The organism is Halopseudomonas sp., assembly GCF_036961105.1.
Taxonomy (GTDB): domain Bacteria; phylum Pseudomonadota; class Gammaproteobacteria; order Pseudomonadales; family Pseudomonadaceae; genus Halopseudomonas.
Genome location: NZ_JBALWW010000007.1, coordinates 1 through 25,944, shown reverse-complemented (window position 1 = coordinate 25,944; position 25,944 = coordinate 1). Strand labels below are relative to the sequence as shown.

Here is a 25,944-nt window from a genome sequence, read left to right as displayed (position 1 = left end):
ATGCAAACACATACTTTCAAGCCCGACATGCCGCCACCCAAACAGAACATTGGGGTGCTGGCCTGGTTACGCGAGAACCTGTTTTCCGGCTGGTTCAATAGCCTGCTGACGCTGTTCGCCTTCTATCTGGTGTGGCTGATTGTGCCGCCGTTGATCAGTTGGGCGTTCATCAACGCCGACTGGATCGGCACTACCCGCGCCGATTGCCCCAGCGAGGGCGCCTGCTGGGTGTTTATTCAGCAGCGCTTTGGCCAGTTCATGTACGGGTTCTATCCCACGGAACTGCGCTGGCGAGTCAATCTCACGGTGATTCTCGCCGTGGTAGGCGCGGCGCCGCTGTTCATCGACGCCATGCGCCACAAGGCGCGCTACGGCATCGGCTTTCTGGTCGTGTATCCGCTGCTTGCCTACTGGCTGCTGCACGGTGGTTTGCTGGGGCTGGAAACCGTACCTACCAGCCAGTGGGGCGGCCTCACCCTGACCCTGGTGATTGCGGCCGTGGGCATCGCCGGTGCGTTGCCGCTGGGCATCATGCTGGCGCTGGGGCGACGCTCCGACATGCCGGCCATTCGGGTTATCTGTGTCACCTTCATCGAGTTCTGGCGCGGCGTGCCCTTGATCACGGTGCTGTTCATGTCATCGGTGATGCTGCCGCTGTTTCTGCCCGAGGGCATGAACTTCGACAAGCTGGTGCGCGCGCTGATTGGCGTCATCCTGTTCCAGTCAGCCTATGTTGCCGAAGTGGTGCGCGGCGGCCTGCAGGCCATCCCCAAGGGGCAGTACGAGGCGGCCGAGGCCATGGGTCTGGGCTACTGGCGCATGATGGGCCTGGTGATACTGCCGCAGGCGCTGAAGCTGGTCATTCCCGGCATCGTCAATACCTTTATCGCGCTGTTCAAGGATACCAGTCTGGTGATCATCATCGGCCTGTTCGATCTGCTCAACAGCATCAAGCAAGCGACCACCGACCCGGCCTGGCTGGGCATGGCGACCGAAGGCTATGTCTTTGCGGCGCTGGTGTTCTGGATTTTCTGTTTCGGCATGTCCCGCTACTCCATGCATCTGGAGCGTAAGCTGGATACCGGCCACAAGCGTTAGGAGCACGACATGAGTGAAGCAAGCATGCAGCCGACTATTCCCGAAGGGATTATCCAGATGGAGGGCGTGCACAAATGGTACGGCCAGTTCCATGTGCTCAAGGACATCAACATGAACGTGCAGCAGGGTGAGCGGATTGTGCTCTGCGGGCCTTCTGGCTCGGGTAAGTCGACTACTATCCGCTGCCTGAACCGGTTGGAAGAGCATCAGCAGGGACGCATCATTGTGGATGGCACCGAGCTGACCCATGATCTCAAGCACATCGAAGCGGTACGCCGGGAAGTGGGCATGGTGTTTCAGCATTTCAATCTGTTCCCGCATCTGACGGTGCTGCAGAACTGCACCCTGTCGCCCATGTGGGTGCGCAAGACGCCACGCCGCGAAGCCGAAGAAATGGCCATGCATTACCTTGAGCGTGTACGCATTCCCGAGCAGGCGCACAAGTTTCCGGGTCAGCTCTCGGGCGGGCAGCAACAGCGCGTGGCCATTGCCCGAGCGCTGTGCATGCAGCCGAAGATCATGCTGTTTGACGAACCGACCTCGGCGCTGGACCCGGAAATGGTGAAAGAGGTGCTCGATACCATGATCGGACTGGCCGAAGACGGCATGACCATGCTCTGCGTCACCCACGAGATGGGTTTTGCCCGCACTGTTGCCAACCGTGTGATTTTCATGGATAGGGGCGAAATTGTGGAAGAGGCCGAACCCAACAGGTTTTTCAGCAACCCAGAGAATGAGCGCACGCAATTATTTCTCAGTCAGATACTGCATTAATTGCAGTGACTGCCGATAAGCTGAGGCGGGGAGCGGAGCCTTCCCGCTATTTCGGAGATGATTCTGAATTGCTGGCTGTTGGCCACATCGTTCACTACACTGCAAACGACGCTCAGCTGCCGGCTTTAAGGCAGACAACCTAGATATATTCGGGCGCTATGCCCGGAGCTTGAGGTGACAGGTTTGATGTCAGGGATGCCACAGAATAACCCGCACAAGCGCGACGCACGTCCAGAATTCTGGGAGCTGTCAATGCGTTGCTGTCAGTTGGCTGGCAGCGTTGATGTTGCTTTCTTCTTCATCTTCCTTGCACTTGGTTCACCGATTCTGGCCTGGATCAACGTGGTCAGCGTGGCCATGTATATTTATGCCTATCGCGCCTTCAGGCAGCGGCGCAACCGGCTGGCGATTCTGCTGATTCGCACCGAGGTATTGGTTCATGCGGGTCTGGGCACGGTCTTGGTGGGGTGGGAAAGCGGTTTTCATTATTTTCTCCTGATGTTCATTCCGGCGCTGTTTGTCACCATGCGCGCGCGCAGTGCCTGGATTCTGGTCGGTTGCATGTGGATCTACTACGTGGGGCTGGATGTGCTCATGTGGTATATCGAGCCGTTGCAGCCAATCTCGTCCAACGCGCTGCTGGCGGTGCATATTTTCAACCTGACCGTCGTATTTGGCATGTTTGCCTACCTCGCGTTGTTTTATGTAATCACCGTCACCCGCGCACACAAGCGTCTCGCGCGCATGGCGACCACAGATTCACTGACCGGACTGTTCAACCGACGGCATATGATTGCCCTGACTGAAAAGGAACTGGCCCGTCACTACCGTCGTCCTAGCAACCTGACGTTCTTGCTGCTGGACGTGGATCACTTCAAACAGATCAACGACCGCTACGGTCACGACATAGGTGACCGTGTGCTAAGCGGAGTCAGCCAAATGCTGACTGACTCGATGCGCGAACAGGATTTTATTGGTCGGTGGGGTGGTGAAGAGTTTCTTGCGGTACTGCCAGAAACTGATCTGTCTCAGGCTGAAGCGAGTGCGGAGCGCATACGCAAAGCGGTTGAATCTTTGGTAATTGAGTGCGATGGCCAGCGCCTCAGCGCGACAATTTCCATTGGTATTACCCAATACCGTGCGGAGGAGTTGCTCAGCACTGCTATCGCACGGGCCGACCGCGCGCTGTACGAAAGTAAATCAGCGGGGCGCAACCGGGTAGAGATCGCGGCGCCCTGAGTTTGCTGCCGCAGCTGGACAGTCTCACAGCAACGGCGAGAATATACACCTTCAGTTGCTGCCAAGTCGGGTAGTGCATCTTTGTGCGATAACGCCAACAAGCTGCAACGGCAAACGGGTGTTTTCCTTTTTTTTGGCTGCAGATATAGCGCGTCAATTGGCCGATAGCGCTGCGACTTATTGCACTTGCGGCACCTGGCGATTGTCGGATAGCCAGTAAGCCGCACTCCGAAAAGACACCCGCCGCCTGAGGCAAGCCTATTGATGTTCGTTATGCACCAGAGCAATCCCCACAAACGCGACGGCCGTCCAGAGTTCTGGCAGTTGGCCATGCAAAGTTGTCCGTTGGCAGGTGCTGCGCATACTGCTTTCTTCTTTATCTTTCTTTTGCTTGGCTCCTTCATTCTGGCCTGGGTCAACGTGGTCAGCGTGGGTATATACCTGCTTGCCTATCGCGCCTTCAAGCGCAGGAACAATCGGCTGGGATACTGCTGATTCGTGCCGAAGTACTTTTCTATGTTGGTTTCGGAACGATATTGATCGGATGGGAGAGCGGGGTGCATCACTTCCTGCTGTTATTTGTTCCAACCTTGTTCATCTCCATGCGGATGCGTAGCGCCTGGATTCTGTTCGCGGGCATGTGGCTCTACTACGTAGCCCTTGATGTGCTCATGTGGTACATGGAACCGCTGCAACCAATTTCTTCTCACGCCTTATTAGCATTGCAGGTTTTCAATTTGAGCGTGGTTTTCGGCATGTTCGGATATCTGTCGCAGTTCTATGTCTCCTCCGTGACCCGTGCACATAAGCGCCTGGATAGTATGGCCACGGTAGACTCGCTGACGGGGTTGTTCAATCGAGGGCATATCATTGCGCTGAGCGAAAAGGAACTCGCGCGGCATCATCGTCATCCGACCGACCTGATTTTCATGTTGATGGATCTAGACCACTTTAAACAGATCAATGACCGGTACGGTCACAACGCGGGTGATCAGGTACTGAGCGAAGTCAGCCAATTGCTGGCGGACTCCATCGGAAAGCAAAGCTACGTGGGGCGGTGGGGCGGAGAAGAGTTTATAGCGGTAATGCCGGCCACCGATATTGATCAGTCAATCGCCAGTGCAGAGCGCATACGCAAAGGCGTTGAGTCGTTGGCGATCGATGTTGATGGCGAGCGAATAAAGGTGACTATTTCCATAGGTATCACCCAGTACCGCGCTGAAGAGCTACTCAGCAACGCCATCGCGCGCGCAGATCAGGCGCTGTATCAGAGCAAGGGAGCGGGGCGCAACAGAGTAGAGGTGGCGTCTGGCTGAGCCCGCTGGCAGTCAGCAGCGTTGGCGCTTTAATCCTGATCGAGCATCGGCCCGATCATCTGCGCGACCTGTTCGTATACGCCGGGGCAGGCCACCAGATAGGGGTTGCCGTGCAGCAGGCCGTCGCCGCGCAGAAAATCATTGCTGCGCCCGCCGGCTTCCGCCACCAGCACCAGGCCGGCGACGCAGTCCCAGCTCTTGAGCAGTGTTTCGTAGTAGCCCAGCAACCTGCCGGCGGCGACGTAGGCGGTCATCAGCGCGCCTGAGCCGTTGCGCAGGAACATGCCGCCGTCCGCCAGGAGCTGGGTCAGAAACGGAATGAAATGTTCGGTACCGCGTGAGTAGAAGGTGCCCACGCCCAGCAGGCCTTCACGCACATGAGTCGCGGGGCTAGCCCGTAATGGCTGATCATTGACGAAGGCGCCCTGGCCGCGCATGCCGTGGAACAGCTCCTGATGATTGGGATCAGCCACTGCGCCAATGTGCGGTACACCATCCAGCAACATGCCGACGGAAACGCACCAGTTGTGCAAACCGTTAACGAAGCAGGCGGTGCCATCAATGGGATCGACAACCCAGAGGCAGCGCGCCTGCAAATCGGCCGAGCCGCTTTCCTCGCCAAGAAAGCCATCCTCGGGAAAAGCTGCCGTTAATTCGGCGCGGATAAAGTCTTCCAGCGCCCGGTCGGCGACGCTGACCAGATCGCGGCGGTCGCCGCCCTTGTGTTCAACGTCGAGCTCGTCGCGAGCCTGATAATAGGCCAAACCGCGTTCGGCGGCTTGCTGCGCAACGCGCTGGGCCAATGCGTAACGGCCAGGCAGGTCGAGGTCGGATGGGGTAGGGCTGTTCATGGCTAGGTCCGCAGCAGCTGAAAGCCTGCAAGGGTACTGAAGATCGGCGCGGAAATTAAGCCTGCTGACTTACTCCGTCGCGGTTCAGCGTCGCGCGTTGAGCAGATGGCGCGGCGAGGGCACAGACAGGTTGCAACGCAGCGCGCTCTTGAATGTTGTCCTGTAGGGCTTTTGCAACTCGCGCTGGATTTGTTCACGGGTAAGTCCGATATCGGCCAGCAGGTGCTCGTCGAGTTTCAGCAAGTGGTGATAGTCACGCCTTTGCTGGTGATGTTGCAGCGCATGGCGTAGCAGGCGCAGTAGGGCATGGGTACTCATCATGGATCTCCGGTTAGCGTGGAGACAGGTTAACCTTGGCAGTGGTGTGCATACAGATACAGGCGAAAATTTAGAATAAGATACAGTTAACGCTAATCGCCCGCTGTATGCTGCGATTTAGGATAATCTGTATCCCTGCAACGGTAATCTGTGGAATTTTGTCATGAATCGCTATGAAGAGGTCGCCGCCACCATTCGCCAGCGCTTGGAACATGGCCTGTATCGGGCAGGGGACAGATTGCCCTCGATTCGTGAGCTGTGTGCGGAGTTTGCCGTCAGTATTTCCACCGTGCAGACCGCTTACGCGGGGCTGGAAGCCGAGCGGCTGATCGAGGCGCGACCCAAGTCCGGCTATTACGTGTTGCCGCGCTCCGCTCCGCCGGTGTTGCCTGGGGTGAGTCGCCCGGCCCAGCGGCCGCTGGATGTATCACAGTGGGACCATGTGTTGAATCTGGTGGGCGAGCCCGGCGCGGATCACGTCATATCCCTGGGGCGTGGCATTCCCGATGTGGAGGCCAGAACGCTGAAGCCGCTATTTCTGCAGTTGGCGGGGCTGCACCGCCGCGCCCATGTTGCCGGACTCAAGTACGATTCGCTGGCTGGCAGCCCGCAACTGCGTGAGCAACTGGCGCGGCTGGCCTCCAGCTCGGGTTGCCTGCTGCATCCTGACGACATACTGATTACCACCGGTTGCCAGGAGGCGCTGTCGATTGCCATTCGCACCCTGACGGTACCGGGCGACGTGGTGGCAGTGGATTCGCCGAGCTTTTACGGCAGCATGCAGATTCTCAAGGCGCATCAGCTCAAGGCCATGGAGATACCTACCGATCCGCAGACCGGCATCAGCCTGGAGGCGCTGGAGTTGGCGCTGGAACAGTGGCCGATCAAAGCCATCCAGATCACCCCGACGCATAATAATCCGCTGGGCTACACCATGCCCGAGGCGCGCAAGCGCGAGCTGGTGGCCCTGGCGCAGCGTTTTGATGTGGCCATTATCGAGGACGATATCTACGGCGATCTGGCTTATCGGGCACCACGTCCGCGTACGCTGAAATCCTTTGATGACGACGGCCGCGTGCTGTTGTGCAGCTCCTTTTCCAAGACCCTGATTCCCTCACTGCGCGTCGGCTGGATCGCACCGGGGCGCTATCGCGATCAGGTGCTGCATATGAAATACGTGTCCACCGGCGCGTCCGCGACCTTGCCGCAGCTGGCAGTGGCGGAGTTCATTGCCCGGGGCCATTACGAGCGGCACTTGCGTAACGTGGTACGCCAGTATCAACGCAATCTGGACGTTATACTGGGTTGGGTGCAGGCGTTGTTCCCGCCGGGCACGGGCGTCAGCTATCCGCAGGGCGGTTTTCTGTTGTGGGTGGAGGTCAAAGGACTGGATTCGGTGCGGCTGAATGAACGACTGCTTGTCTCAGGTATTCAGATCGCGCCCGGCTCGCTGTTTTCGGCTTCGGGCAAATACCGGGACTGCTTGCGCATCAACTACACCCAGGCTAGTGCGCAGATGCATGACGCGCTGGTGGTGGTCAGCCGGGAAGTGGCACTGCTGCAAGCAGAACAGGCGGCCGAGGCGGGGTGAGCCGCCCGGCCATGTTTTGCATTCAAACCTGATCGGTAGAGCATTGCGGTTCGGTCGTGAAGGTGCGCGAGGTATCAATCGGTCCGAGCTCATTGAGGGTGCGGCGACCCAGCAGGACCGGGTAGTGCATGTTGTCGCGGTCGCGTAGCGAGAACTCTTCGTTGAGCATCTCGTCACCCACACAGACTTGCATCTTTACTACCGGGCGCTCCTCCGAGCCACCGGCACCGCGTACCTTGAGGTTACGCTCAAGCGGACGCTCGAAGGTGGAGGCTACGGTTTCTTCGGAATTGATGTCTTCGAGTTCGACGCGAAAGCGTACCCAGTCTTCGCCATCCTTCTCAAACAGCTCGATGTCCTCAGCGTGCATGGAAGAGGTGAGAGCGCCGGAGTCGAGCTTGAATTTGACGGTGAGATCGTCTGGCATGATAACGCCTTCCTCTACCCAGCCCAGCGGCTTGGTGGTATCGGCGTGGCTCAGGGCGGAAGCGGCCAGTGTGGCAACGGCAATGGCAGGAACCAGCGATTTCTTCAGCAGATGATGCATGTACGTCTCCTGTTGCGGCAGTTCAATTCAAATCGATATGTTGAAATGGACTAATACGCGTCAGAAACGTTCACGAAATGCTTAACGCTGTCTATGAGCAGATATTGCAAGCCACCGCCGCGACAACCTGGCGGTGGCTTGACGGTCACTGTGGCGCGAGCCGGTAGAGGCCGTTGTCGATGTCTGAACTGAAGTAGATGCTGCCGTCCGTCGCAACCGCCACGCCAGTGGGTATGCCGGTGGGCGGCATCCCTGGGCCGGCGGGCAAGCCGATCGGCAAATCACTGGCAATCACGCTCTGCTGCCCATTGGCAGGATCTATTCGCAGCAGGCGCTTGCCGGCGCTTTCGGCGACGATGAACTGGCCAGCGGCGGTTTCGGCCAGACCTTCGGGTAACTGAAGGCCCTCCGCCAGGCGCTCTGTCTTGCCGTTGCCGGGGTTTATGCGAGTGAGAAAACCGGCCATCTCGGTCAGGTAGATATTGCCGTCGCGGCCACGGATCATCTGTACCGGGCCCTGCAGGCCTGTCGCCAATTCCTCGCGTTGCTCCAGCTTGTTGCCGCTCAACCTGAGCAGTGTGCCGCTGCCCATTTCGCTGACCACAATGTCGCCGTTATCCAGCTCGACCGCGCCGGAGGGGGCGTTCAACCCGTGCAGCAGGTGCAGGGTGCTGTGGTCGCTGCGGCTGATGACCTGCAAGGTACCGGTAGAAAAACTGGTCAGCAGCAGTCGCTCCTTGCCCAAGCCGACACTGATGGGATATTCGACATCCGAGCCATGGGCGCGGCGCAGGTCAGTTACCTCACCGCTGGCCGTATCTACCCCGCGAAAGGCAAATACATCGGCTACATACAGGGTTTTGCCGTCTTCGCTCAATGCAATGCCGGCGGGTACGGCCAGCTCGCCACCGGTAATCAGGCGTACCTTGCCGGTCTCAGGGTTGACCTCCTGAATGCTGTTGTCGGCCATGTTGGAGACAAAAATACGGTCCTGGCTATCGATAGCCAGATTGTCCAGCGAGCTGTCCAACTGCGCTATATCGGTGGTTTCGCCGCTGGCGAGGTCGATGCGCTTGAGTAGCCCCTTGAGCGTATCCAACGCGTACAGATTGCCCTTCGAATCGAAGTTGGCCGCCGCCGGCGTGCCAAATCCGGTGGCTAGAGTCTCCACCTTGCCGTCGGCAGGGTTGATGCGCACTACCTCGCCCTTGAACCACAAGGGGCCATAGAGCCAGCCGTCCTCACCTACCTCAAAGCCGTTGAAGCCGCCCAGGTCTTTGGCGATCAGGCGTGGCTCCTGTTTGCCGGCAGGGTCTATCTCCCAGAGTGCATCGCCGAGAAATACCTGGCTGGCATAGAGTTGGCCGGTCTCGTCGTTGAAATCGAGCGAATTCATGCCCGGCAGACCGGTGGCCACCACGCGAATGGGCGCATCGTCGTTGTCGCGGATCAGTAACTGCCCGGCATAGAAGCCGGTCCAGGCCATTTCGCCCCTGGGGCCGATGGCGATGTCATCGGCCTGGCCCTGGTCCGGGCCAATGAAGGTGGTTACCTCGCCGCTATCGATATCCACCTGATAGATGCTGTTGCCCACCACGCTGCCGGCCAGCAAACGGCCTTGCTGATCCACCGCCAGACCGTGCACGCCCTTGAACGCTGAGGGGGCGACCAGCGCTTCTGGCGCCTGGTATTCGATGGCCATGCTGGCACCGCTGAGGCTGACGAGGGCGGCCAGTGCGGCGGCCTGAAAGGGAGGCTTCATGCGAGATCCTGTTATTGTTGGTTTGTCTCGATTCTAGCCGGCCGGGGTCTGATTGCCCGCGGCATTGGCCAGGCTGATGTTGCGGAATAAGCGTTGCGGGCCGGACTGCAGGCGGCCTGTCAGTCGAACAGGCCCTGGAACGGCAGGAAGGGCACAGGCTCACCCACAGCAACCGTACTGCCGGCGGGAATCAGGACCAGTCCGCTACCCTGACTCGCGCTGCTGAGTACACCGGAACTCTGATTGCCGCTCAGCACCACGTGGCCATCTTGCAGGCCGGCGCGCAGGTATTCGTCGCGGCTCCCGGAGCGTGGCCACGCAAAGCTCGCTGGTAGCTGGAAGCTGACGGGCGCGACGCAGTCGCAGCCAAGCCGGGCCAGCAGGTAAGGGCGTACCAGCAACAGAAAAGTCACCAGTGTGGCGGCAGGGTTGCCGGGCAGGCCCAGCACCGGCGTGTCGGCAAAGCGGCCCAGGGTAAAGGGCTTGCCGGGCTTGATGGCCAGCTTCCACAGCCATACTTCGCCTTCTTGACGCAGTACTTGCCCCAGGCAATCGGCTTCACCAACCGAAACGCCGCCGGAGCTGATGATCAGGTCGGCCTGGTCGGCCAGTGCGCGCAGCCGGCTGCTGGTTTGTGCCGGGTCGTCCGGCAGGATGCCGCCATCGATGATCTGCTGGCCCAGGCGCTGCAGCGCGCCGATCAGGGTGAAGCGGTTGCTGTTGTAGATCTGTCCGGGCTGCAGGGAATCCCCTGGTTCTACCAACTCATCGCCGGTTGATACCACCGCAACGCGCAGCGGTCGGCGCACGGCGACGCCGGCCAGACCGATCGAGGCGATAACGCCCAGGTCCTGCGGGCGCAAGCGCAGCCCGGCAGGCAATAACGCACTACCTATGTGCACATCCTGGCCTTGCGGCCGCACGTTCTGGCCGGTTTGTACTGCCTGGGTCAGGCGGGCCAGGCCGCCGTCGGTCAGCTCGATATTTTCCTGCATCTCCACGCAGTCGGCCCCGGCCGGCAGCGGCGCACCGGTGAAGATGCGCGCGCAAGTGCCGCTTTGCAGTGGCGCCGGCGCCGTGCCGGCGGTAATGCGCTGGCTGACCGGCAGGCCATGTTGCAGTGCCTGTTCGACGTCGGCGCTATTGAAGGCGTAACCGTCCATGGCGCTGTTGTCCCAGGGCGGTACGTCATGCGCGGCAATCACGGGGGCGGCCAGCACATGGCCCAGCGCCTGCTCCAGCGGCAACTCGTCGACCGGCTGGGCGGCGTGGCTGCGGGCGCTGGCCATCAGCTGCGCCAGCGCCTGATCTACCGGCATCAGACTCATGCGCGGCTGTCGCACTGGGCAAGCGTGCCCAGGTGCTGCACAAAGTTGCAGGGCCGGGTACGGGCGTCGAGTTGCTCCTGCAGAATCCTGGTCCAGGCGGTGCGGCAGGCGTTGGTAGAGCCCGGGACGCAGACCACCAGGGTGCGATTGGCCAGGCCCGCCAAGGCGCGTGATTGCAGCGTGGAGGTGCCGATCTCCTGCCAGGAAATATGCCGGAACAGCTCGCCGAAGCCATCGACCATCTTGTCCAGCAGGGGCGTGATGGCCTCCGGGGTGCTGTCACGCCCGGTGAACCCGGTGCCGCCGGTAATCAGCACCACTTGCACGTCGGAGCGCGCGATCCAGGCGGAGACTGTGGCGCGAATCTGGTAGATATCATCGGGTTGCAACTGACGGTCGGCGAGGTGGTGGCCCGCTGCACCCAGGCTGTCGGCCAGCAACTGGCCGGAGGTATCGGTGTCGATCGTGCGGCTATCGCTGACGGTCAGAACGGCGATGGACAGGGGAGTGAAGGGGGCGTCTGGCTTGGCCATGCTGTATTCCTTGAAACGGCTGTGCTGGCCGCTGCAAGCGTGTTTGCGGCGGTCAACTTTCTATTGAGCTGGGCTGGGTGTTATAACACAGAGCTGTCGATTACCCGAGTACCGAACCATGCCCCCAAGCCTTGTACCTACCGCGTTACTGCTGGCCGGTGGCCAGGGTAGCCGGTTGGGTGGCCGCGACAAGGGCTTGATGCCTTTTGGTGGTGAGCCAGTCGCAGCACACCTTGGCCGCCTGCTGCGCGCGCTGGGCGGCGAACTGTTGATCAGTTGCAATCGTAACCAGGCGGTTTATGCTGCCCTGGCTGATCGGCTGGTGGTGGATGAAGAGCCTGATTTTCCTGGTCCGCTGGCCGGGATACTGGCAGGTCTGCGTTCCTGTCACAGCGGTCATATGCTGGTGCTTGCCTGCGACATGTCCCAGGTGGATCTGCCGTTGCTGCAAGGCTTTCTGGCTCACGCGGCCAAGACGCCGCAGCGGCCCTGCATGGTGCGCACTGGTGATCGCTGGCAACCATTATTGTGCGTTATTCCACAGGCACTGCTGCCGCAACTAGAGGCAGCCTGGCAGGCTGGCCAACGCAGCCCCCTGCGATGGTTGCTGGCGCAACAGCCCACAGCATTTGAACTGCCGGCAGCGGATCCAAGGCTGCATAACGGCAATTGCCCGGCCGACTGGACACAAGGCTAACTGTCGGAAAACGGTCATATTTTCCCGCCATCCCCCCTTGTGCGATACGACCAATTAGGTAAAATGCCGCCTGTTAACGGAGTGTAGCGCAGCCTGGTAGCGCGTCTCGTTCGGGACGAGAAGGTCGCTGGTTCGAATCCAGTCTCTCCGACCAATTCCCCGTTTCTGGTGTTACTGCCGCCTGGCCAGAGACAGTAAAAAGCCCGCCTTGAGCGGGCTTTTTTGCGTTTACTTTCACTTCTTTCGCCCAGCGCCTGGTATATCGCTCATGCGGTTTTCCAAAGGATACTCGAGCGGCAACCTGCGCTCCTGGAAGGGCGCTTACTCTGCGTGTGGGTGCATCTCGAAAAAGTCGTGCAGACGGGTGCTGCCGTCTTCCGCTTGAGCCAGGGTGCAGGTCAGGGCAGTGAGGGAAAGCATGAGTGCGATAGCAAATTTCATGGGATGAATCCTTGTGCAGTGATAGCGGTGGCGATTGCCGCCGCTTGACCTGTACAGGATATGGTCACGCTCCCAACCTGGGCATGACGTGTGGATTACAAGGATGTCATCTGCGTCATGTCGCTGCGATAGTGGGAAAATGCAGCTCGAAACTCACCCCCGAGGCGATGTTGGCAACACTGACGTTGCCGCCGTGCAACCGCATGATGGCCTCGACGATGGACAGCCCAAGCCCGCCACTGTCACCGGGCTGACTGCGTGAGCTATCTGCACGGTAGAAACGATCAAACAGCAGCGGCAAGTGCTCTGCCGCGATGCCTGGGCCCTGATTGTGTACGCTGATGCAGGTATGGGCGTTGTCTTTCCGACTGGCTATGGTGATAGTGCTGCCCGGATCGGCGTGGCGTATCGCGTTGGCGACAAGATTGGCCAGCGCCCGCGTGAGCATCTCGGGTTCCGCTACCAACTGTCCTGTGCATTGGTTGCACAGCGTGAGCCGTTGCTCCTCTGCCATGCCTTCGAAGTAATCGCAGAGCCGTTCGGCAACTAGATGCAGATCCGTGGGCTGCAGCGCGAGACTTTGCCTTGGCTGCACGCAACGCGCCAGAAAAAGCAGGCTGCCGATCATTCTTGCCAGGCGCTCGAACTCTTCCAGGTTGGATTCCAGCAACTGTTCGTGCTGTTCTACCGAACGCGGCTGGCTGAGCGTCTGCTGGGTCTGTCCGATGAGATTGTTGAGGGGCGTCCGCATTTCGTGCGCCAGGTCAGCGGAGAATCGCGATAATTGCTCAAAACCATCTTCCAGCCGTTCCAGGGTTTGATTGAAACTGCCAACGAGCGTATCCAGTTCACTGTAGTGCCTCACAGTATCCAGGCGCAGGTGCAGGTGTTCGCTGTCGATCACGGCCGCTTGCTGCGCCAGGATCCTGAGTGGCTTAAGCCCCCGCTGGCTGATCCAGAATCCCAGGCAGAATATCAGCACGCTGCCGGCACCGAGCACGGCTATCAGGTTGGAACGATATGCCGCGAGCATCAATTGCTGCTCGGACAGCAGGTGCCCGGCGGTCAAGGTCAGAGTGCGTTGATTAACGCTGATCTGCTGGGTGACCAGCCGGTAGGAAGCGGCGTCGTCCTGATAGAACCTCGGCTCAGCGGTAGCCGGGAGTTCAGGTAGCGAGAGCTGGGCGGGATTGATACTGACCAGCGTGTTACCGGCGCTGTCATGCACCCAGAGAAAGTGCTGGGTGTTACCCAGCATATTGGCGTAGAGCTCGGGCCGGTCGGTCGGCGCATCGAGATCGGGGCTGTTTTTCAGCAACAACTGAACTCGCTCAAGGCGTCCGAGCAATGCCTGATCATCGCGCCAGGCAATCTCGCGCTGCAACGATTGATAGAGATACACGCCAATGCTGCCCAGCAACAGGGTGCTGACCAGAGCAAAGGTCAGCCCGAGCCGCAGACTCAAGGAGCTCAACAGGTCTTTCATGGAGATGCATCCAGTTTGTAACCCATACCCCTGACCGTGTGCACCAGCTTGTGCTGAAAGGGGTCGTCAATCTTGGCGCGCAGCCTGCGGATGGCCACATCGACCACGTTGGTATCGCTGTCGAAATTGATGTTCCAGACATCCGAAGCGATGCGCGTGCGAGACATCACTTCCCCCGCATGGCTGATCAGCAACTGGAGCAGGGCGAACTCCTTGTTGGTCAGCACAATGCGCTGACCAGCCCGGTTCACCTGCCTGCGCAGGACATCGACCTCCAGGTCGTCGAGCTTGTAATGTTCGAGTTCTCGCAGTGGCGCGCGGCGCAGCAGGCTACGCACGCGGGCCAATAACTCCGAGTAGGAGAAGGGCTTGATCAGATAATCGTCAGCGCCCAGCTCAAGCCCCTTTACCCGGTCTTCGATACTGTCGCGCGCGGTGAGAAACAGCACCGGTGTCTGGCCGCGCAGGCGGATCAGCTTGATCAGTTGCCAGCCGTCCATACCCGGCAGCATCACATCAAGAATGATGAGATCGAAGGCTTCCTCTTCTATCAAGTGCCGCGCATCCAGACCCTCCAGGGCAACAGCTACCTGATACCCCGACTCGCTCAAGCCCTTGCGTAAATACTCAGCGGCCTTGCGTTCGTCTTCTACAACCAGAATGCGCATCTTCGTCTCCCGTGGCATGCCGCAAGATTAGAGCTAAAGCGGCAGGCTGCCCATTACAAATACGTAATGCAGCGGCAATGCGGCTGACGCTAGCCCCCCTGCACCATGCACTGGTGCTGCAACAGGCCGGTACGGATACCACCCTTTTCAAACAACACAGGAGACTTCCATGCTGCATCGACTGTCCCTCATCACGCTGTTCATCGGTGGCTTGGCTGCAGGCGCTGCCCAAGCCAGCACCCCGGATGTGGCCGCGCGCAAGGATCTGACGCTGGCATTGGGTAACCAGTTGGCAGAGGCCACGCTGAGCGCCTGTCATGCGCAGGATCGTAGCGCCGTAGTGGCTGTGGTCGACCGATCTGGCCGCCTGATGGCGTTGCAGCGCGATGACAATGTGGGCCCGCACAACACGCTGGCGGCGCAGCGCAAAGCGTTCACCGCGCTCTCTACCAAAACGCCAACCAGCGAGCTCGCCAGGCGCGCGCAAGGCGATCCGAGCTCAGCCAATCTCAATACCCTGGATGAGTTGTTGTTGCTTGGCGGTGGCGTGCCGGTGGTTGTGGAAGGGCAGGTGGTCGGCGCGCTGGGCGTGGCAGGGGCCGGCGGCTCCAGCATCGACGAAGGGTGCGCCCAAAGCGCGATTGAGCAATTAATTCAACCCAACAACTAAGGAAACAATGATGGCATCCATTTATCGCTGGACCTTCGCGCTACTCATGACCGGTATCGCCGGCAGTGCTCTGGCTGCAGGCAACCCGCTCAGCGTGCATGTGCTTAATCTGCAAGACGGTCTGCCGTCGCCGGATGTGCGCGTCACCCTGGCACAGCTCAAACCGGATGGCTGGCAGCCCCTGAATGAAGCCGTGACCAACGAGCAGGGCCGTATTACCGAGCTCTTTCCGCAGGGAAAGTCACTGGAAAGCGGTACCTACAAGGTGACTTTCAAAACCGGTGACTGGTTTGCCCAGCATCAGGCGCGAACCTTCTTTCCCGAAGTGCCGGTCATTTTCGAGGTAGACGGTGCAGTTGAGCATTACCACATCCCATTGTTGTTGAGCCCTTACGGCTACTCGACCTATCGCGGCAACTGAGCCGGCCCATCGCAGCGTGCAGTGCTCGCCACTGCAAACAACAAAGCCCGCAATTGCGGGCCTTGTTGTCTCTGGCGTTGGATAATCAGAGCCGCTCTGTCAGCTCCTCGTCCAGGTCTTCGGCCAGAAAACCGCCGGACTGCCGTGCCCACAACTTGGCGTATAGGCCGCCGCGTGCGACCAGTTCGGCGTGGCTACCATCTTCGATTACACAGCCCTGATCCATCACGATCAGGCGATCCATTTCGGCGATGGTCGATAGGCGGTGAGCGATGGCGATCACGGTCTTGCCCTGCATCAGCTTGTTCAGGTTTTCCTGAATGGCCGCTTCCACTTCGGAGTCCAGCGCCGAGGTCGCTTCGTCGAGAATCAGAATGGGCGCGTCCTTGAGCATCACCCGCGCTATGGCGATCCGCTGGCGCTGGCCACCGGACAGTTTTACCCCACGCTCGCCGACGTGCGCATCAAACCCGCGGCGGCCCTTGGCGTCTTCCAGTTCGGCGATGAACTGATCGGCCTCGGCGTTGCGCGCTGCTTTGAGCATCAGTTGCTCGTCTGCATCGGGGCGGCCGTAGAGGATGTTGTCGCGCACCGAGCGGTGCAGTAACGAGGTATCCTGGGTGACCATGCCGATGTGTGCGCGCAGGCTGTCCTGCTGCACATCTGCGATGTTCTGGCCGTCGATCAGCACGCGGCCGGACTCGACGTCGTAGAAGCGCAGCAGCAGATTGACCAGAGTCGATTTACCCGCGCCCGAGCGGCCCACCAGGCCGATCTTCTCGCCCGGTTTGATACGCAGGTTAAGATCGCCCATCACGCCATGACCCTTGCCGTAATGAAAATGCACCTGCTCAAAGCAGATTTCACCCTGGCTGACCTGCAGCGGCTTGGCCTCGGGCGCGTCGTTGACCAATTGCGGGCGCGAGATGGAATTGATGCCGTCCTGCACGGTGCCGATGTTCTCGAACAGCGCCGAGAGCTCCCACATGATCCACTGCGACATACCCCACAGCCGCAGCACCAGGCCGGCGGCCACAGCCACGGCGCCAACAGTCACCGCTCCCTGTATCCAGAGCCAGATGGCCAGGCCGGTGACGCCCAGCAGCAGCAGCGCATTGAGCAGGTACAGCAGGCTGTACAACTGGGTAACCAGGCGCATCTGCTGATGCACCGTGACCATGAACTCGTCCATCCCCTCGCGGGCGTAGGTTGATTCGCGCTTGGCGTGGGAGAAGAGTTTGACGGTCTGGATGTTGGTGTAGCTGTCAACGATGCGCCCGGTCATCGTCGAGCGCGCATCGGCCTGCACCTTGGCCACGTTGCCCAGGATGGGGATGAAGTAGCGCATCAGCAGAATGTAGCCCAGCAGCCAGCCAAGCATCGGCAGCGTCAGACGCCAATCGGCCAGGCCCACCAGCAGCAGAGTACCGAGGAAGTAGACGATGATGTAGTTGAGCACATCGATCAGCTTGATCACGCACTCGCGTACCGCCAGGGCGGTCTGCATCAGCTTGGTGGCAATGCGGCCGGCAAACTCGTCCTGATAAAAAGCCATCGACTGCTTGAGCAGATAGCGGTGCACCATCCAGCGAATGCGCATGGGGTAGTTGCCCATCAGCGTCTGGTGGGTGAGCAGCGAGTTGCTGAAAATCAGCAGCGGCAGGGCAACCAATACCACAAAGGCCATGCCTGCGAGCTTCCAGCCCTCGGTCTGCAGGAAGGTTTCGCGGTTCTGCTCGCTCAGCCAGTCAACAATGCTGCCCAGAAAACCGAACAGCCAGACCTCGGTGATGGCAATGGCGGCCATCAGGATCGAGGCCAGAATCAGATAGGGCCAGGCGCCTTTGGTGTAGTGCAGACAGAATCCCAGCAGCGTGCGCGGCGGCTCCGTTGGCTCTTCAGGGGGGAAGGGATTCAGGCGATTTTCAAACCAGCGAAACATGAGCAGGGCCTGTAGCTAGGGAGGCGGGCCGTGCATTATGCGGTGGGCTACGGCGGTCCTCAAGGGCGGATTGGCGCGGATTGCCGCGCTCCGGACCAGGACCTCTATACGCTGATTGGCGTAAGCGACCTTGGCCTCTGCGCGGCGTCGGGACGTCGATCTTCGCAGGTCGCACCAGCTCACGCATGGCGCGCCTCGCGTTGTACCAGCTGTTGGTCGTACCAGAGCGCCAGGGCGGCCAAGGTGGCCAGCGCCAAGCCGGTGGCGCAGGTAGCGCTCCAGCCGCCCAGGCTCCAGGCTGCGGCGCCCAGGGCTGAGCCGCTGGCTGCGCCGATAAAATAGCCGGTCATATAGACCGCGTTCACGCGCGCCCTGGCGTGCGGGGCCAATTGATAGATAACGCTCTGATTGCTGATATGCACCGCCGGCAGCGCGATATCCAGCAATAGCATTGGCAATAGAAACCACCATAGATTGCCCGTGCCCAGGTAGAAACCAAGCCAACCGAGCAACAGCAGGACTATGGCGGCGCAACTGATGCTCTGGCCGTGCCCCAGGTCAGCCAGCCGACCGACCAGGCTGGCGGTAATCACCCCGCTGATGCCCAGCAAACCGACCAGGCCAATCTGACTGTCGTTGAGTCCATAGGCCGGGCCGGACAACAGCAGTGCCATGCTCGAGAACAGGACGCTGACCGAGCCGAACACCAGGCCGCCGAGCAGCGCCCGGCTGCGCAGCCGCGGATGGGCGGCACTCAGGCTGGCCAATGAGCGCAGCGTGGCGGCGTAGCTCGCGGGTTCGGGATTGCGAGAGCGCGGTAGCAGCGTCCAGAGCAGCGCGGCGAGCAGTAACATAAGCAGGGCGGTGAGACGGTATATGCTGGCCCAGCCCGCGACCTCCGACAGCAATCCGGCGGCGGCGCGGGCCAATAGAATACCGGCCAGCAATCCGCTCATGACCAGCCCTACAGCCCGACCACTGCGCGCGGGGTCGGACAGGTTGGCGGCCATAGGCACCAGAATCTGCGCGGCGACTGAAAACAGCCCGGTAATCAGAGTGCCGATCACCAGCATGTTGAAATTGTGGGCGTAGCCGCTGATCAGCAACCCCGCTGTCGCCAACAACATGAGCCCCACGGCCAGCCCTCGCTGTTCCAGTTTGTCGCCTAGCGGCACCAGGAACAGCAGGCCCAGAGCGTAAGCAACCTGGGACAGGGTCACTGTGGTGGCGGCCAGACCTTCGCTGATCGACAGTGACTGGGCTATGGAGTGCAGCAATGGCTGGTTGAAGTAGTTGGCGCCGGCGCACAGGCCGGTAGCGGTGGCCATTAGCAGCAAGGTGGCGGTGGACAGGTAAGCCTTCATCTCGGTTGGGGTGTCCAGTCCTTCGGCTGAGTTCATGCTGCGCGCTCCGTGGTCTGGTTGGGGCCGACGCAAGCGGTAGCATCTATTTCGATCAGCATGCCGTCCAGCGCCAGACGTGGCACGGGAATCAGGGTACAGGCTGGCGCTGGTTTGTCTGCCCAGGCGTCGCGCAGCGCGCTGGCTATCAGGCTGAGGCGGGCCTCGTCGTGATCAACCACCAGCACGGTCAACTTTGTCACTTGTTGCAGCGTTGCGCCGCCCGCCGCCAGGGCAATACGCAGGTTGTGCAGGCAGCGCTGCAACTGCGGCTGAAAGCCGGAAGCGAGACTGCCGTGTTGATCTTCCCCGCCCTGACCAGCAACAAACAGCCAGCGTGCGTTGAGCGGAGCGACTACCACATGGGAGTAGCCGTTCGGTGTTGGGTCATAGAGCGCGGGCGGGTTGATGGCAGTGGAAAACAGAGAGTTGAGCGTCTGTGTCATGGCCGTTTGATCCTGGGTGTTGTGAAGCAGCAGGGCGCACTTTAATATCTCAACTTAACTTGAGGTCAAGGGTCATTTTTTGAGGTGTTCGATGATGCAGAAAACCGCTCTGAAGCCTGGCGAGGCTTCTAGCATAGGGGTGGGCGAAGCAGCTATGCGCAGTGGTCTGGCGGTATCCACGTTGCATTTTTACGAGGCCAAGGGGTTGATCCGCGCCTATCGCACGGCAGGTAATCAGCGACGCTATCCGCGTTCGGTATTGCGCCGGCTGGCGGTGATCAAGGTGGCGCAGCGGGTAGGCGTCTCGCTGACCGAGATTGCCGAGGCGCTGCAGGCGCTACCGGCCGAGCGCACACCGGGCGTGCGCGATTGGCAGCGTTTGTCACGCCACTGGCAGCAGTCGCTGGATGAGCGCATACAGGCTCTCACGCAGCTGCGTGATCAGCTTGATGGCTGCATCGGTTGCGGTTGTCTGTCGCTCAAGGCCTGCCCGTTGCGCAATGCCCATGATGAGTTGGCGGAGGAGGGGCCGGGGCCGCATTTTCGGGAATAGTGAGCGCTGAGGAACGTGCTGAACCGGCGAGGGGGCAAAGCAGGGAGAAAGATCGGGCCACGGCAGCGGTTGCCGTGGCCCGAGTAGCTTACTGATCCAGGGCCTGCAGCAACAGATCAGCCAGTACGCGTGAACCGGCGGCGGTAGGGTGAATCCCATCGCTGGTGATGTACTGGGCTTCCTTGCCGGCGAAGGCGGCGCGCACATCGACGAACTTGACGTTCATGCCGGGGTAGGCGGCTGCCTTGTAGTTCATGCTGTAGTTGTTGATGTCGCGCAGTTCTTCGGCACCGCCGGTGGCGTTGTAATAGCCGAGGAAGATGATCTCTTCGATACCGTCGTCGCGCATGTCGTTCACCAGTGCCGCAATCTTGTCTTCCAGCTCGTTCAGCAGGGGCATGCAGGCGCTCAGGGACGGGCGGCAGCTGTTCAGCTGAATGTCGTTGCCACCGCCGTTGAAGATCACCGTCTTGATGCCGGTCTTGCTGGCGCGGGCGTACTGCCGCTCAACCGAGTACAGACGCGAGCAAAGCACGTTGCCGCCGCTCAGTTGGCAGCCGGAGCGGGCGTAGGTGTCGATGTTTTCGTCCAGGTCAGCTTCCAGATACTCGTGAATATCACCCGACAGCGCGAAGATGGAGTCACCGAGAATCATGGTGTCCGGGTTGCTGGTGCCAGGGTTGGTGGCCTGGGCGGCGCCAGCAAACAGTGTGCTGAGAGCGATAACAGCGAGGCCGCTCTTGAAGACTTTCTTGAGTGCAAACATGGCGTATTCCTTGTGATTGATTTTGTTCTTGTATGCCCGCATGACCGTTGCGACGGTGCCTGGTCAGTTGCGGTGAGACATAAGTGCTAAATGGCCCGTAGATGGTAGTTTTGTGAGTAAATGTTACAAGCACCCAAATAGGCGATTAACTGCGAGCCAGCGCACCTTTGGCGAAGGCGTTCTGCTCAAGGCGGGCTTGGAATAAAAACACGGCGCACCCATTTAGCGCATCGCTGGGGAGTAGCTACACTCCAGGTTGAACAAACAACAAGAACAAGAAGGCTATGCGCGGCTGGCGCGTCGAGGCAGAAGTAATGGCGCAGGATCTTTTTCTATACGAAAACATCAGCGAGCAATTGACGTCCCATATTCGCAGTGGAAGTTATCGATCAGGTGAACGCCTGCCCTCGGTACGTGCGCTCAGCAAGCTGTTTGGCGTCAGCATCAATACGGTCATACAGTCGTTGCGCAAGCTGGAAATGGACGGTTATGTGGAGATCCGCGAGCGCTCGGGTGCCTTTGTGTGTGGCTCGCTGCCCCCGGATCGCACCAGCCCTGCAGTAGTTCATTTCCCCATGTTGCCGGTGGACGTATCCTTGAGCGAGGACATCCTTCGCTACATGGAGCCGCATGTGAGTGCCGGCACCCTGCATCTGGGGATTGCATTGCCCGCCGCAGAACTCATGCCGGTGCAGCGCATCATGCGTCTTTTTCGCGAGATGACGCGGCGCCAGCCGCAGGCGGTTTGGGATTATTCGCATCCCAATGGCATGGCGAGCTTCACCCGCCAGTTGTCTCACCGCAGCCTGCACCATGAAGCTCCCGTGGCCGAGAGCGATATTCTGGTTACCAATGGCTGCATGGAGGCCATCGAGCTGGCATTGCGTACGGTCACCCGGCGCGGCGATGTGGTGGCAGTGGAAACGCCGACCTACTATGGCTCGCTGCTGGCGCTCGAGGTGCTGCAACGGCGCGCGCTGGAAATTCCCACGCATTATCGTGACGGCCTCTGCCTCTATTCCCTGGAGCAGGCTTTTCGCCGCGGCCAGGTCAAGGCCTGTCTGGTGTCCTGCAATGCGCAGAATCCCCTGGGGTTCAGCATGTCGGTCGAGCGCAAGCGCAGGCTGGTTGAACTGGCCAGCCGCTATCAGGTGCCACTGATCGAGAATGATATCTGGGGCGATACCGTCTACAGCGGAGAGAGTCTGCCGGCCAAGGCCTTTGACCGCGATGGGATGGTTATCTACTGCAGCTCCTTCTCCAAATCATTGATGCCCGGCCTGCGATTGGGCTGGGTGGCGGCCGGCCGTTTTCATGGTCGGCTGCGTGAGCTCAAACAGATCAGCAGTATTACCACCGCCGCTGCGCCGCAGATGGTAGTCGGCAGGCTGATGGAAAGTGGCGCCTACGCCCAACACTTGCAGCAGTTGCGCAGTCGATTGCAGGCGCAGGTGCGGGCCATGATCGAGATTGTGCGGCAAAGCTTTCCGTCCGGTACCCAGGTGCATGAACCTCAGGGTGGCTGCGTGCTGTGGGTAAGGTTGCCGGACAAAGGCGATGCGCGCGCGCTGTTTGAGCGGGCCCTAGAATGTGGCATTCACGTGTTCCCCGGCAGTGTTTTTTCCGCTGGTTCCAATCACCACGATTTTCTCAGGCTCAACGCGGGCAACCCGGTAAGCCCGGAAATCGAGGCCAAGTTGCGCAGCCTGGGCAGGCTGGCAAGCTCGATGCTGAGCAACTGATCATCTGTGTCAGCGTAAATCGCCTATCTGTAACTGTTTTGCGACAGGGCTGGCGCCTAGCATGACCAGGCGTAGTAACAGACCTGCTCATCAAAAATAAGAAGCCCATTGGCAAGAAGGATCTGTAATGGATATTTCGAGAAAACTTGCACCTGCCTTTTCCATCAGTTTGTTGACCCTGGCACTTGGCGGCTGTCTGAGCGACAGCGATAGCTCCGACAACGACAGTGGCGCACGACCTGACCTGCAACTGGGCGTGCTGTCGAGCGCGCCCGACCAAGTGACCGGTAGCGATGTGCTGTTGACGGTCGAGGGTGACACAGCCGTAATAGATCAGGAGCTGGATAACCTTGAGCTCTGGTTGAACGACAAGCAGATCGAGCCCGCCCGTATGGCGCAACGCGAGGGCAGGGTAGAGATACTGATTGAAGGTTTGCTGCCTGGCGAAAACCAGTTGGAGTTGCATCACAGTCAGCATGGCGAGCTGTACAGCATGACGCTCACTGACTACCCGGAGACCGGGCCGATATTCTCCGGGCCGCAGCAATATCCCTTCGTGTGCAGTGTCGACACCGAGCTGGGCATTCAACCGCTGGTGGATAATCAGGAAGAAGGTTACCCGGTGTACGAAGGCGAGACCGTTGTAGGCTACAGCCGAGATTGCACCATCGAGCCACGCATCGACTTCCTCTACCGCACCACTGGCGGTGCCTACGTGGCTTTGCCGGGGGATGGCTCCCGGCCGGCCGATATGGCGAAAACCACGCTGACCGATGGCAGCGAGGTGGATTTTATCGTGCGCCGTGAAGTAGGCACCCTCAACCGCTTCATCTACAGCTTCGCCACCCTGGCCAACCTGGGTGACGCTGCCGATACCGCCAGCACCGAGCACTGGAACGGCAGGCTGCTGTTTCATTTTGAAGGCGGGGTAGCGATTGGGCATACCCAGGGCCGTATCAGTGGCGATGCACTGACGCCTGAAGTGCTTGGCAAGGGCTACGCCGTGATCTACTCCACCGGCACGCGCACCAGCTCGCACTACAACCTGCAGGTGGGCGGCGAAACTGCGCTCATGGTCAAGGAGCACTTCATCAAGCGTTTTGGCGTGCCTGAGTATACGGTTGCCATAGGCGGCTCCGGCGGCGGTATTCAGCAGTACGTCTATTCGCAGAACCACCCCGGTTTGATCGACGCCGGCGTGCCCCAGTACTCCTATCCGGACATGGTGACCCAGACCATTCATGTGGGCGACTGTGAGCTCCTGGAGTACTACATGGACGCCACCGATCGTACCAACCCACGCTGGCGCACTACCACCGAGCGCAGCCTGCTCGTAGGGATGAATGCGACCGACGCCTACGCTGACCCGCTTTACGAAACCAAAATCATGCTTGGCTATTCGAGCGCCCCCGGCATGACCGAGTGCATTCCGGCCTGGCGCGGCCTCACACCGCTGACCATGAATCCGCATTATGGTCAGGTAAGGAATCAGGAAAAGATGCACCCACCCGGCATCATGGCCGATGTGCAGTGGACGCACTTTGATGACCTGCGCAACATCTACGGGCTGGACGGCGAGGGTAATCCGCGCACCCTGTTCGACAACGTGGGTGTGCAGTACGGCCTGCGCTCGATGCGCAGTGGCGAGATTACGCCAGCCGAGTTTCTCAAGCTCAATCGCTTGATTGGCGGCTGGAAACAGCCCAGCGAGATGGTGCAGGAGGGCGCTCCTTTCCTGCCGCCGGAAACGCCCGAGAACTTCGATCCCTGGAGCAGCCGCAATATGAATCTGAGCCCCGATGGCACGGCGCCGGCGCCGCGAACCGAGGGTGATTTGCTGGCGATGAACGCGGCCTATGAGTCGGGCATGGTGTTTGATGGCCAGCTGAATATCCCGGTGATCGACTGGCGGCACTATCTGGAAGAGGTGCTGGACATGCACAACAGTCATCAGTCGTTCTCCGCCAGACAGCGCATCCTCAACAAGATGGGAAATGCAGACAACCAGGTGATCTGGTTTACCGATACCCGCCCGACCGATACCAGCGACCCCGATGAGCCGGAACCGCGCAAGGAGTTTGATCAAACCTGGCAGGCGCTGGAAGTGCTGGATGAGTGGCTGGCCAACATTCGCGAGAACCCGGAGCAGAGTATTGGCGAAAACCGGCCGGCTGCTGCGGTGGATAGCTGCTTCAATACCGATGGCAGCTTGATAGCCGAAGGCGATGCAGTGTGGAACGGCATCATCGACGGGCAGCCGGAAGGCGCCTGCACCGAGAAATTCCCGACCCACACCACATCACGCATGGTCGCTGGCGGGCCGATTGAAGGCAGCGTGTTCAAGTGTGCGCTCAAACCGGTCAGCACTGCGCTGGGTGACGGCACTTACGGCAGTTGGGTGCCTTCCACTGACGAACAGGCGCAGCTCAACTCGATCTTCCCGCAGGGCGTATGTGATTACACTCAGCCGGATCAGGGCAGACCGGCTGATTGATTTCAGCAGCTGGATCGACAGTCCCCGGGGAATGCATGGTGCTTCCTTGGGGCGGCCGGGTTTGTTCCAGAGATTAGCGGCAGCGCCGCTGGTCGAGATGGAGTTCGGCCGTCCCGGTTGGGGCGGGCGTGGCCGTAGGGCAATAGGTTTCTCCTGACCAGTCGTGCGCATTGGCTTTGCGCCGGTCTAGAGGGGCCTCGACAGTCCCGTGTAGTGCACGGTGCTGTCCTGGGACGGCCGTATATGGTCTCCTCCCTCATTGCAAGGCCTCCAGCTTTTGATAACAAGAGCAGGTTGTCTGTCGTATATCCGGCCTCAATCTGCAGCACAGTGCTGCGGGCCTTGATGAGCATTCGCCACGTACCGTCCTTATCGAGTTCGCGGCCTCAAGGGCCTCGACCGTCCTCAGGTTTTCGGTACGTCGGTTTGACCTGTGTTGTCATCAGCTACTGATTGCCTTCGCAACCTGGGGGAAAGCGCTTTACCTCGCTGTTAAACCTGTATTACACCCGCTAGCCTGCCAGCCTTATGCCGGTAGCGCTCTGTATTGCTCAGACCGTGCGATCACCGCCCAGCCTATGCGGGCCAGTTTGTTTGCCAAGGCCACCACCGCCTTGTTATAGCCGCGCCTCTCAATCAGGCTTTGTACCCAGCGACTCAGCCTGTCATCACGCTCCTTGGCGTAACGGGCCACCGCCCTGGCGCCATGCACCAGCAATGCCCTGAGATGCTTGTCTCCGCGCTTGCTGATACCCCCAAGCAGCGTTTTACCGCCGGTGCTGTATTGCTTGGGCACCAGGCCAAGCGCAGCGGCCACGTCACGGCCACAACGAAACTGTTGACCATTGCCAAGCCAGCCGT

25 protein-coding genes and 1 tRNA gene are annotated in these 25,944 nt (G+C 60.0%); 13 read left to right on the top strand and 13 right to left on the bottom strand.

Annotated features, from left to right (window positions below; all coding sequences use genetic code 11):
* The 5 genes from V7756_RS09065 (at position 1) to V7756_RS09045 (ending at position 4,427) form a co-directional block, all read left to right on the top strand.
* Positions 1-1,098 (top strand): amino acid ABC transporter permease, encoded by a 1,098-nt coding sequence (locus V7756_RS09065; RefSeq protein WP_335609838.1) that lies wholly within the window; start codon positions 1-3, stop codon positions 1,096-1,098.
* A 9-nt stretch (positions 1,099-1,107) separates the two neighbouring features.
* Positions 1,108-1,872, top strand: a complete 765-nt coding sequence (locus V7756_RS09060) for an amino acid ABC transporter ATP-binding protein (protein WP_335609837.1) — start codon at positions 1,108-1,110, stop codon at positions 1,870-1,872.
* Positions 1,873-2,058: 186 nt separating this feature from the next.
* Complete coding sequence (locus V7756_RS09055) at positions 2,059-3,111, top strand: GGDEF domain-containing protein (protein WP_335609836.1); 1,053 nt, start codon at positions 2,059-2,061, stop codon at positions 3,109-3,111.
* Between the two features lie 264 nt (positions 3,112-3,375).
* Positions 3,376-3,606, top strand: coding sequence for a hypothetical protein (locus tag V7756_RS09050; RefSeq protein ID WP_335609835.1), 231 nt, complete (start codon positions 3,376-3,378; stop codon positions 3,604-3,606).
* A gap of 62 nt (positions 3,607-3,668) precedes the next feature.
* Entirely contained in the window at positions 3,669-4,427 is a 759-nt protein-coding gene (locus V7756_RS09045) for a GGDEF domain-containing protein (RefSeq protein ID WP_335609834.1), read from the top strand.
* 29 nt (positions 4,428-4,456) lie between these two features.
* Here V7756_RS09045 and V7756_RS09040 read toward each other — a convergent pair whose 3' ends face one another.
* Complete coding sequence (locus V7756_RS09040; RefSeq protein WP_335609833.1) at positions 4,457-5,278, bottom strand: inositol monophosphatase family protein; 822 nt, start codon at positions 5,276-5,278, stop codon at positions 4,457-4,459.
* A gap of 84 nt (positions 5,279-5,362) precedes the next feature.
* Positions 5,363-5,596, bottom strand: a complete 234-nt coding sequence (locus V7756_RS09035) for a DUF1127 domain-containing protein (RefSeq protein WP_335609832.1) — start codon at positions 5,594-5,596, stop codon at positions 5,363-5,365.
* 163 nt (positions 5,597-5,759) lie between these two features.
* On the opposite strand from V7756_RS09035, the gene V7756_RS09030 reads away from it, so the two are divergent.
* Positions 5,760-7,187: an aminotransferase-like domain-containing protein gene (locus V7756_RS09030; protein WP_335609831.1), complete on the top strand. Its 1,428-nt coding sequence runs from the start codon at positions 5,760-5,762 to the stop codon at positions 7,185-7,187.
* 22 nt (positions 7,188-7,209) lie between these two features.
* Here the strand turns inward: V7756_RS09030 and rloA3 are convergent, their stop codons facing one another.
* The 4 genes from rloA3 to moaB form a co-directional block, all read right to left on the bottom strand.
* Positions 7,210-7,734: a retropepsin-like aspartic peptidase RloA3 gene (rloA3, locus tag V7756_RS09025; protein ID WP_442908984.1), complete on the bottom strand. Its 525-nt coding sequence runs from the start codon at positions 7,732-7,734 to the stop codon at positions 7,210-7,212.
* Positions 7,735-7,879: 145 nt separating this feature from the next.
* Entirely contained in the window at positions 7,880-9,496 is a 1,617-nt protein-coding gene (locus V7756_RS09020; protein ID WP_335609830.1) for a Vgb family protein, read from the bottom strand.
* A 119-nt stretch (positions 9,497-9,615) separates the two neighbouring features.
* Positions 9,616-10,824: a molybdopterin molybdotransferase MoeA gene (locus tag V7756_RS09015; protein WP_335609829.1), complete on the bottom strand. Its 1,209-nt coding sequence runs from the start codon at positions 10,822-10,824 to the stop codon at positions 9,616-9,618.
* Positions 10,821-11,357, bottom strand: coding sequence for a molybdenum cofactor biosynthesis protein B (moaB, locus tag V7756_RS09010; protein WP_335609828.1), 537 nt, complete (start codon positions 11,355-11,357; stop codon positions 10,821-10,823). The genes V7756_RS09015 and moaB overlap by 4 nt, the downstream gene beginning before the upstream one ends.
* Positions 11,358-11,475: 118 nt before the next feature.
* Here moaB and mobA point away from each other — a divergent pair, with 118 nt between their 5' ends.
* Together mobA and V7756_RS09000 are read left to right on the top strand one after the other, a co-directional pair.
* Positions 11,476-12,054 (top strand): molybdenum cofactor guanylyltransferase MobA, encoded by a 579-nt coding sequence (gene mobA, locus V7756_RS09005; RefSeq protein ID WP_335609827.1) that lies wholly within the window; start codon positions 11,476-11,478, stop codon positions 12,052-12,054.
* 77 nt (positions 12,055-12,131) lie between these two features.
* Positions 12,132-12,208: transfer RNA gene (locus V7756_RS09000), tRNA-Pro, on the top strand.
* A gap of 402 nt (positions 12,209-12,610) precedes the next feature.
* On the opposite strand, the gene V7756_RS08995 is transcribed toward V7756_RS09000, so the two are convergent.
* Positions 12,611-13,981: a heavy metal sensor histidine kinase gene (locus V7756_RS08995; protein WP_335609826.1), complete on the bottom strand. Its 1,371-nt coding sequence runs from the start codon at positions 13,979-13,981 to the stop codon at positions 12,611-12,613.
* A complete protein-coding gene (locus tag V7756_RS08990) occupies positions 13,978-14,649 on the bottom strand; it encodes a heavy metal response regulator transcription factor (RefSeq protein WP_335609825.1) in 672 nt (223 codons plus the stop codon). Before V7756_RS08990 ends, V7756_RS08995 begins: the two co-directional genes overlap by 4 nt.
* Before the next feature lie 169 nt (positions 14,650-14,818).
* On the opposite strand from V7756_RS08990, the gene V7756_RS08985 reads away from it, so the two are divergent.
* Positions 14,819-15,319 (top strand): GlcG/HbpS family heme-binding protein, encoded by a 501-nt coding sequence (locus V7756_RS08985; protein WP_335609824.1) that lies wholly within the window; start codon positions 14,819-14,821, stop codon positions 15,317-15,319.
* A gap of 10 nt (positions 15,320-15,329) precedes the next feature.
* Positions 15,330-15,740 (top strand): hydroxyisourate hydrolase, encoded by a 411-nt coding sequence (uraH, locus tag V7756_RS08980; protein WP_335609823.1) that lies wholly within the window; start codon positions 15,330-15,332, stop codon positions 15,738-15,740.
* Between the two features lie 85 nt (positions 15,741-15,825).
* Here uraH and V7756_RS08975 read toward each other — a convergent pair whose 3' ends face one another.
* The 3 genes from V7756_RS08975 to V7756_RS08965 form a co-directional block, all read right to left on the bottom strand.
* The gene (locus V7756_RS08975) at positions 15,826-17,682 is read right to left on the bottom strand and encodes an ABC transporter ATP-binding protein (RefSeq protein ID WP_335609822.1); all 1,857 of its coding nucleotides are present in this window, start codon (positions 17,680-17,682) and stop codon (positions 15,826-15,828) included.
* A 179-nt stretch (positions 17,683-17,861) separates the two neighbouring features.
* Positions 17,862-19,082: an MFS transporter gene (locus tag V7756_RS08970; RefSeq protein WP_335609821.1), complete on the bottom strand. Its 1,221-nt coding sequence runs from the start codon at positions 19,080-19,082 to the stop codon at positions 17,862-17,864.
* Positions 19,079-19,528, bottom strand: a complete 450-nt coding sequence (locus tag V7756_RS08965; RefSeq protein ID WP_335609820.1) for a RidA family protein — start codon at positions 19,526-19,528, stop codon at positions 19,079-19,081. The genes V7756_RS08970 and V7756_RS08965 overlap by 4 nt, the downstream gene beginning before the upstream one ends.
* A gap of 94 nt (positions 19,529-19,622) precedes the next feature.
* Here V7756_RS08965 and soxR point away from each other — a divergent pair, with 94 nt between their 5' ends.
* Positions 19,623-20,081, top strand: coding sequence for a redox-sensitive transcriptional activator SoxR (soxR, locus tag V7756_RS08960; protein WP_335609819.1), 459 nt, complete (start codon positions 19,623-19,625; stop codon positions 20,079-20,081).
* A gap of 88 nt (positions 20,082-20,169) precedes the next feature.
* Here the strand turns inward: soxR and V7756_RS08955 are convergent, their stop codons facing one another.
* A complete protein-coding gene (locus V7756_RS08955; protein WP_335609818.1) occupies positions 20,170-20,847 on the bottom strand; it encodes an SGNH/GDSL hydrolase family protein in 678 nt (225 codons plus the stop codon).
* Between the two features lie 284 nt (positions 20,848-21,131).
* Between V7756_RS08955 and V7756_RS08950 the strand changes: the two genes are divergently transcribed.
* Both V7756_RS08950 and V7756_RS08945 read left to right on the top strand, forming a co-directional pair.
* Positions 21,132-22,589 carry an aminotransferase-like domain-containing protein gene (locus V7756_RS08950; RefSeq protein WP_335609817.1) on the top strand — a complete coding sequence of 486 codons (1,458 nt, stop codon included), beginning with the start codon at positions 21,132-21,134 and terminating at the stop codon, positions 22,587-22,589.
* 127 nt (positions 22,590-22,716) lie between these two features.
* Positions 22,717-25,083 (top strand): DUF6351 family protein, encoded by a 2,367-nt coding sequence (locus tag V7756_RS08945; protein WP_335609816.1) that lies wholly within the window; start codon positions 22,717-22,719, stop codon positions 25,081-25,083.
* A gap of 526 nt (positions 25,084-25,609) precedes the next feature.
* Here the strand turns inward: V7756_RS08945 and V7756_RS08940 are convergent.
* The coding region (locus V7756_RS08940; RefSeq protein ID WP_335609815.1) for a transposase at positions 25,610-25,944 on the bottom strand (335 nt) is incomplete at its 5' end.

Coding starts and splice junctions, on each gene's coding strand:
- V7756_RS09065 (WP_335609838.1), top strand. CDS start 1: ATGCAAACACATACTTTCAAGCCCGACATGCCGCCACCCAAACAGAAC.
- V7756_RS09060 (WP_335609837.1), top strand. CDS start 1,108: ATGAGTGAAGCAAGCATGCAGCCGACTATTCCCGAAGGGATTATCCAG.
- moaB (WP_335609828.1), bottom strand. CDS start 11,357: ATGGCCAAGCCAGACGCCCCCTTCACTCCCCTGTCCATCGCCGTTCTG.
- V7756_RS08975 (WP_335609822.1), bottom strand. CDS start 17,682: ATGTTTCGCTGGTTTGAAAATCGCCTGAATCCCTTCCCCCCTGAAGAG.
- V7756_RS09035 (WP_335609832.1), bottom strand. CDS start 5,596: ATGAGTACCCATGCCCTACTGCGCCTGCTACGCCATGCGCTGCAACAT.
- V7756_RS09055 (WP_335609836.1), top strand. CDS start 2,059: ATGTCAGGGATGCCACAGAATAACCCGCACAAGCGCGACGCACGTCCA.
- mobA (WP_335609827.1), top strand. CDS start 11,476: ATGCCCCCAAGCCTTGTACCTACCGCGTTACTGCTGGCCGGTGGCCAG.
- V7756_RS08950 (WP_335609817.1), top strand. CDS start 21,132: ATGCGCGGCTGGCGCGTCGAGGCAGAAGTAATGGCGCAGGATCTTTTT.
- V7756_RS08945 (WP_335609816.1), top strand. CDS start 22,717: ATGGATATTTCGAGAAAACTTGCACCTGCCTTTTCCATCAGTTTGTTG.
- V7756_RS08970 (WP_335609821.1), bottom strand. CDS start 19,082: ATGAACTCAGCCGAAGGACTGGACACCCCAACCGAGATGAAGGCTTAC.
- uraH (WP_335609823.1), top strand. CDS start 15,330: ATGGCATCCATTTATCGCTGGACCTTCGCGCTACTCATGACCGGTATC.
- soxR (WP_335609819.1), top strand. CDS start 19,623: ATGCAGAAAACCGCTCTGAAGCCTGGCGAGGCTTCTAGCATAGGGGTG.
- V7756_RS09030 (WP_335609831.1), top strand. CDS start 5,760: ATGAATCGCTATGAAGAGGTCGCCGCCACCATTCGCCAGCGCTTGGAA.
- V7756_RS08985 (WP_335609824.1), top strand. CDS start 14,819: ATGCTGCATCGACTGTCCCTCATCACGCTGTTCATCGGTGGCTTGGCT.
- V7756_RS08990 (WP_335609825.1), bottom strand. CDS start 14,649: ATGCGCATTCTGGTTGTAGAAGACGAACGCAAGGCCGCTGAGTATTTA.
- V7756_RS09020 (WP_335609830.1), bottom strand. CDS start 9,496: ATGAAGCCTCCCTTTCAGGCCGCCGCACTGGCCGCCCTCGTCAGCCTC.
- V7756_RS08965 (WP_335609820.1), bottom strand. CDS start 19,528: ATGACACAGACGCTCAACTCTCTGTTTTCCACTGCCATCAACCCGCCC.
- V7756_RS09015 (WP_335609829.1), bottom strand. CDS start 10,824: ATGAGTCTGATGCCGGTAGATCAGGCGCTGGCGCAGCTGATGGCCAGC.
- V7756_RS08955 (WP_335609818.1), bottom strand. CDS start 20,847: ATGTTTGCACTCAAGAAAGTCTTCAAGAGCGGCCTCGCTGTTATCGCT.
- V7756_RS09040 (WP_335609833.1), bottom strand. CDS start 5,278: ATGAACAGCCCTACCCCATCCGACCTCGACCTGCCTGGCCGTTACGCA.
- V7756_RS08995 (WP_335609826.1), bottom strand. CDS start 13,981: ATGAAAGACCTGTTGAGCTCCTTGAGTCTGCGGCTCGGGCTGACCTTT.
- V7756_RS09050 (WP_335609835.1), top strand. CDS start 3,376: ATGTTCGTTATGCACCAGAGCAATCCCCACAAACGCGACGGCCGTCCA.
- rloA3 (WP_442908984.1), bottom strand. CDS start 7,734: ATGCATCATCTGCTGAAGAAATCGCTGGTTCCTGCCATTGCCGTTGCC.